This window comes from Actinophytocola sp. (assembly GCF_035712165.1).
Classification (GTDB): Bacteria; Actinomycetota; Actinomycetes; order Mycobacteriales; family Pseudonocardiaceae; genus DASYTH01.
In genome coordinates, this window is record NZ_DASTBH010000420.1 from 1 (window position 1) to 5802 (window position 5802).

The 5802-nt window shown below is 71.2% G+C and carries 6 protein-coding genes; 3 read left to right on the forward strand and 3 right to left on the reverse strand.

All coding sequences use genetic code 11. From position 1 onward, the window contains the following. Window positions 1-87 precede the first annotated feature (87 nt). Complete coding sequence (locus VFO68_RS23325) at window positions 88-1107, reverse strand: MerR family transcriptional regulator (RefSeq protein ID WP_325160502.1); 1020 nt, start codon at window positions 1105-1107, stop codon at window positions 88-90. A 207-nt stretch (window positions 1108-1314) separates the two neighbouring features. On the opposite strand from VFO68_RS23325, the gene VFO68_RS23330 reads away from it, so the two are divergent. Further along, window positions 1315-1617: a WhiB family transcriptional regulator gene (locus VFO68_RS23330; RefSeq protein ID WP_325160497.1), complete on the forward strand. Its 303-nt coding sequence runs from the start codon at window positions 1315-1317 to the stop codon at window positions 1615-1617. A gap of 57 nt (window positions 1618-1674) precedes the next feature. Here VFO68_RS23330 and groL read toward each other — a convergent pair whose 3' ends face one another. Together groL and groES are read right to left on the reverse strand one after the other, a co-directional pair. Further along, the gene (gene groL, locus VFO68_RS23335; protein ID WP_325160498.1) at window positions 1675-3309 is read right to left on the reverse strand and encodes a chaperonin GroEL; all 1635 of its coding nucleotides are present in this window, start codon (window positions 3307-3309) and stop codon (window positions 1675-1677) included. A gap of 77 nt (window positions 3310-3386) precedes the next feature. Further along, the gene (groES, locus tag VFO68_RS23340; protein ID WP_325160499.1) at window positions 3387-3680 is read right to left on the reverse strand and encodes a co-chaperone GroES; all 294 of its coding nucleotides are present in this window, start codon (window positions 3678-3680) and stop codon (window positions 3387-3389) included. A 248-nt stretch (window positions 3681-3928) separates the two neighbouring features. Between groES and VFO68_RS23345 the strand changes: the two genes are divergently transcribed. Together VFO68_RS23345 and VFO68_RS23350 are read left to right on the forward strand one after the other, a co-directional pair. Further along, window positions 3929-4432 carry a hypothetical protein gene (locus tag VFO68_RS23345; protein ID WP_325160500.1) on the forward strand — a complete coding sequence of 168 codons (504 nt, stop codon included), beginning with the start codon at window positions 3929-3931 and terminating at the stop codon, window positions 4430-4432. A gap of 101 nt (window positions 4433-4533) precedes the next feature. Next, window positions 4534-5802 (forward strand): peptidoglycan recognition family protein (locus VFO68_RS23350; protein ID WP_325160501.1); only part of this gene is annotated, 1269 nt, incomplete at its 3' end.

A 5802-nucleotide genomic window follows, 5' to 3' on the forward strand; every position in this document is an offset into this window, starting at 1 on the left:
CGGCCAGCCAGCGGGAGCCGGGATCGGCGGGGACGGACGTGACGGCGCGGCCCGGGTGGTCGCCGAACGCCGCCCGGTGCAGCGGGCTCAATCCTGCCCCAGGTCGATCAGGGCGCCGATCCGGTCGACGGCGCCACACAGGTCGTCCAGTCGCTCCACCCGGTCCGGCAGGTCGGTGGCGTACCAGCCCGGACCGCAGGCGAACAGCCGGACCGGCTGCCGGGTCTTGGGCAGTCCCTCGAACACCGCGGTCCAGGCGTAGCGCGGCAGATGCGCCCAGAGCGCGACCGCGGCCGGCGCGGTCCGGCGCACCGCGGCCGCCAGCGCGTCCACCGGCAGCGCGGCGCCGAGCATCTGGGTGCCGATCCCGATCCCGGCCAGCGCGGCGCGCAGCACGTACAGCGGCAGGCTGTGCCGCTCGTCGGGGACACAGCTCAGCAGCACCGGGCGCGGGTTGCGCGGGGCGATCACCAGCGGCGTCGCGGCGATCATCGCGGCCAGCGCGCACTCGTGCACCAGGTGCTCGACCTCGACGTACTCGCCGGACTGCTCCCACCGGCAGGCCACCGCCGCCAGCACCGGCCGGATCACCTCGTTCCAGGCCGGCATCACGCCCCGCTCGGCGATCACGTCGGAGAGCAGCTGCTGGGCCGAGGTGGCGTCCATGGACAGCGCGGCCCGGCCGAGCCCTCTGGCCCACGGGCACTGGCCGGGCAGCCGCAGCACCCGGCCGCCGGCGTGCAGCGGCCGCACGCCCGAGGTGTCCACGTCGGTGACCACGCTGGTCACCAGCCCGGCCACGGACACGCCGTCGTCCAGCACCGGCGCCGGGGTGGCCTGCAGCGCGTACTCGGCCGCCTGGGCCGGGGACGCCCCGCGCAGCAGCGCGCGCTGCATCAGCTCCAGCCGGGCGACGTCGGTCGGGGCGTAGCGGCGGTGCCGGCCGGTGGTGTGGCCGCTCGGGCCGATCCCGTACCGGCGATCCCAGGTCCGCAGCGTCGCCGGCGCGATGCCGAGCCGGCGCGCCACGGCCGCGACCGTGAGCGTCGGCTCGAGCATGGCGCGACCGTCGAGCCGCGCGGGTTCGGCCCGCCTGGGTTCGGGCATGGTCGCCACGCACCCATCGTCGGGTGACCCACGGTGTCCGGCAACTGGATCGATGACCACGCTGCGTTGACCTCGCCGGTTCCGATCGGCTGAATTCCGTGCCAAAGAGTTGATCACTCTTGAACAAGTATTGGCGCGGTTCTAGCGTTGCGTACTGGACCAAATGGAGTAATCGCACTCAGCTGTACCGACGAGGAGGCGGTCAGGATGGCGGACACCCGCAGGCTTCCGGGCCCCAACGCGGATGTGTGGGACTGGCAGCTGGAGGGCGCCTGCCGAGGCATGGACAGTGCGTTCTTCTTCCATCCCGACGGTGAGCGCGGCCCGGCCCGGGCCCGCCGGGAGGCACAGGCGAAGGCGATCTGCCAGACCTGCCCGGTGCTGGATCTGTGCCGCCGGCACGCGCTGGCGGTGCACGAGCCGTACGGGGTGTGGGGCGGTCTGTCGGAGTCCGAACGCGAAGCGATCATCAAGACCGAGAAGCGTTCACTGGCGACCCTGGCCACCTAGCCCAGACATGGTGAATGCCGCACCCACGACGTGGGTGCGGCATTCACCGTTTCGTGCTCAGTAACCGGGTCCGTGCCCGTGGCCATGGCCGTGACCATGTCCCTCGCCGGCCGGCTCCTCGATCTTCTTCTCCACGATGGAACTCTCGGTGGTCAGCACCATCCGGGCGATGGACGCGGCGTTGGTGACGGCGGAGCGGGTCACCTTCACCGGATCGACCACTCCCGCGGCCACCAGGTTGCCGTACTCCAGGGTGCCCGCGTTGAAGCCGTGGCCCCAACCCAGTTCCTTCACCTTGCTCACCACGACCGGACCCTCGACGCCGGCGTTGCTGGCGATCCAGCGCAGCGGGGCGGACAACGCCTCCCGGACGATCCGCACGCCGGTGGCCTCGTCGCCGGTCAGCCCGAGGTCGTCGTCGAGCTCCTTGGCCACGTGCACCAGCGCCGAACCGCCGCCGGGCACGATGCCCTCCTCGACCGCGGCCTTGGTGGCCGACACCGCGTCCTCGATGCGGTGCTTGCGCTCGGCCAGCTCGGTCTCGGTGGCCGCGCCGACCTTGATCACCGCGACGCCGCCGGACAGCTTGGCCAGCCGCTCCTGCAGCTTCTCCCGATCCCAGTCGGAGTCGGTGGTCTCGATCTCCTTGCGGATCTGCTCGACCCGGGCGGTGACCTCGGGCTTGGACCCGGCGCCCTCGACGATCGTGGTGTCGTCCTTGGTGACCACGACCCGGCGGGCGGTGCCGAGCACGTCCACCCCGGCCTCGGACAGCTTGATGCCGATCTCGCTGGAGACGGCCTGGCCACCGGTGACCACGGCCAGGTCCTCCAGGAACGCCTTACGCCGGTCACCGAAGTACGGCGCCTTGACCGCGACCGCCTTGAGCGTCTTGCGCAGCGCGTTGACCACCAGGGTGGACAGCGCCTCGCCCTCGACGTCCTCGGCGATGATCAGCAGCGACCGGCCGGCCTCGGCCACCTTCTCCAGCAGCGGCAGCAGGTCCGCCAGCGCGGAGATCTTCTCCCGGTACAGCAGGATGTAGGCGTCCTCCAGGACGGCTTCCTGGTGCTCGGGGTCGGTGGCGAAGTGCGCCGAGATGAAGCCCTTGTCGAACTGCACACCCTCGGTGATCACCAGTTCGGTGGCCAGCGTCGAGGACTCCTCGACGGTGATCACGCCGTTCTCGCCGACCTTCTCGATCGCCTCGCCGAGCAGCGCGCCGATCGAGGAGTCCCGGGAGGCGACGGTGCCCACCTGGGCGATGTTGTCCCGGCCCTTGACCGGGGTCGCCTTGTCCTTGAGCGCGGCCACGACGGCGTCCGCGGCCTTCTGCATGCCGGCGCCGAGCGCGGTCGGGTTGGCCCCGGCCGTCACGTTGCGCAGGCCGACGGCGACCAGGGCCTGGGCCAGCACGGTGGCGGTGGTGGTGCCGTCGCCCGCGACGTCGTTGGTCTTGGTCGCGACGTTCTTGGCGAACTGGGCGCCGAGGTTCTCGAACGGGTCGTCCAGCTCGATCTCGCGCGCGATGGTGACGCCGTCGTTGGTGACCGTCGGGCCGCCGAACTTCTTGGCGAGCACGACGTGCCGGCCGCGCGGGCCGAGGGAGACCCGGACCGCGTTGGCGAGCTTGTTCACCCCGCGCTCGAGCGCCCGACGAGCGTCCTCGTCGAAACTAATCTGCTTGGGCAATGTCTACCTTCCTCGATGCGAAACGCCCCGGATGCCCCGGAACGGGGCCGCCGGGGCGCTTTGCGAAGTGACCGGTGTCAGTTGATGACAGCCAGAACGTCACGGGCGGAGAGGATCAGGTAGTCCTCGCCGTCGTACTTCACCTCGGTGCCGCCGTACTTGGAGTAGATCACGACGTCGCCGACCGCAACGTCCAGCGGGACGCGGTTGCCGTTGTCGTCGATTCGGCCAGGGCCGACAGCCAGGACCTTCCCCTCCTGGGGCTTCTCCTTGGCGGTGTCCGGGATCACAAGGCCGGACGCCGTCGTGGCCTCGGCCTCGTTCGCCTGGACGAGGATCTTGTCCTCGAGCGGCTTGATGTTCACGCTCACCGGTGTGACCTCCACGGTCGTCGAAAGCGTTGGCAGGTACCTATTACATTGACCGGCTCCTGCCACCCCGCCGTCGCGGGTGCCGGGGCGGTGCTGGTGCCGTACGGCTAGCACTCTACCTACCCGACTGCTAGCCCTTCAACCAGGGCCCGGGTCGGGGGAGATTGATGTTGCACTCAGGGTGATTGGTTTCCGCCATTGGTGGGAACCCCTTCGGCGGAGCCCGGGCGTCGGGCGTTGAGCAGGAGGTGAACCCCATGCTGTTCCTCGGGTTGCTGCTGGTGGTGGCGAGCGCCGCGGCGACCGCTCTCCTCGTGGCATACAACAGCTCCGGCGGTCCGGAGCAGACGGTCGTGCTGTTCGGGCAGGACCTGGCCACCGTGACACCGCTGCAGGCCTTCGTGTCCGGCCTCGTGATCTCTCTCGTGTTCTGTGTGGGCGTGTGGATGATGACCGCCGCCAGCAAGCGCAGCCGGGCGGTCCGGTCGGAGTACCGGACGGCTCGCCGCGAGGCGCGGGACGTCGCGCGGGAGCGCGACCAGCTGGCCGAGGAACTGGCCAAGGAGCGGGCCGCGAACACGGTCGATCAGGAGCGGGCTGCCGACGTCCGGACCGAGCGGGTGGTGACGGAGCGGACCGAGCCGGAGGTCAAGCCGACCCCGCAGGAGCGGGGCCGCACGCTGGCCGAGCGGTTCCGTCGCAACCGCACCACCGAGACCGCCGCGGTCGATGACACGGCACACACCCGGTAGCAATCAACCAAATACGGACATTTGCGGGTAAGTATTGACGGCCCGGGGCGGGCACAGCAGAGTGGGCCATGGTCCACTCGCCCTGCCCCGGGAGAACCGTCATGTCGCGTCCACGCAGACCAGCGACGGCCGTTCTGGCCGTTGCGATCCTCACCACCAGCCTCGCCGCCGCCGTACCGGCGACCGCCGACCCGGTAGCCGCCGACGCCCAGCGCCAGCAGGCCTTCGCCGCGGCCGCCGCGGAGTTCGGCGTACCCGAGACCGTCCTGCTCGGCGTCTCCTTCCTGCAGTCCCGGTGGGACGCCAACGCCGGCACGCCGAGCGTGTCGGCCGGCTTCGGCCCCATGCACCTCACCGACGTGACCGCCGCCCCACCCGGCACCCACCACGATGACGGCGCCGAGGACGCCCGCGGCGACGAGGCCCGCCCGGCGCTGCGGCCGCAGGCCACCCCGGCCGACCTGGCCGCACCGGCCCTGCACACCGTGGACCGCGCCGCCGAACTGACCGGCGTGGACGCCGGCACGCTGCGCGCCGACCCGACCCAGAACATCCGCGGCGGCGCAGCACTGCTCGCGGCGAACCAGCGCGACCTCGGTGTCGCCAGCGCCAACCCGGCCGACTGGTACGACGCCGTCGCCCGGTACGGCGGCACGACCGAACCGGCTGCCGGCGCCGCGTTCGCCGATGAGGTGTTCGCCACGATCCAGGCCGGCGCCGAGCGCATCACCGACGACGGGCAGCACGTCCGGCTGGCGGCGCAGCCCGGTCTGACGCCGGTCCGCCGGCACGGCGGCGGACCGGCCAACGACCCGATGACCGAGTGCCCGGCCGGCCTCGGCTGCGAGTGGATCCCGGCGCCGTACGCGCAGTACGGCCCCAACGTCGGCGACTACGGCAACCACGACCTGTCCAACCGGCCGGAGCGCCAGCAGATCAAGTACATCGTCATCCACGACACCGAGGGCAGCTACGCGACGACCCTGCGGCTGGTGCAGGACCCGACGTACGTGAGCTGGCAGTACACCCTGCGCTCGGCCGACGGCCATGTGGCGCAACACGTACAGCGCAAGGATGTCGCCTGGCACGCCGGCAACTGGTACGTCAACGCCAAGGCGATCGGCCTCGAGCACGAGGGATTCGCCGCGCAGGGCACCTGGGTCACCGAGGCGATGTACCGCTCGTCGGCCAAGCTGGTCCGGTACCTGGCCCGGCAGAACAACATCCCGCTGGACCGGCAGCACATCCTGGGCCACGACAACGTTCCCGGCACGATCCCCTCGACGGTGCGCGGCATGCACTGGGACCCGGGGCCGTACTGGGACTGGGACCACTACTTCGACCTCATGCACGCGCCGTTCCGCCAGTTC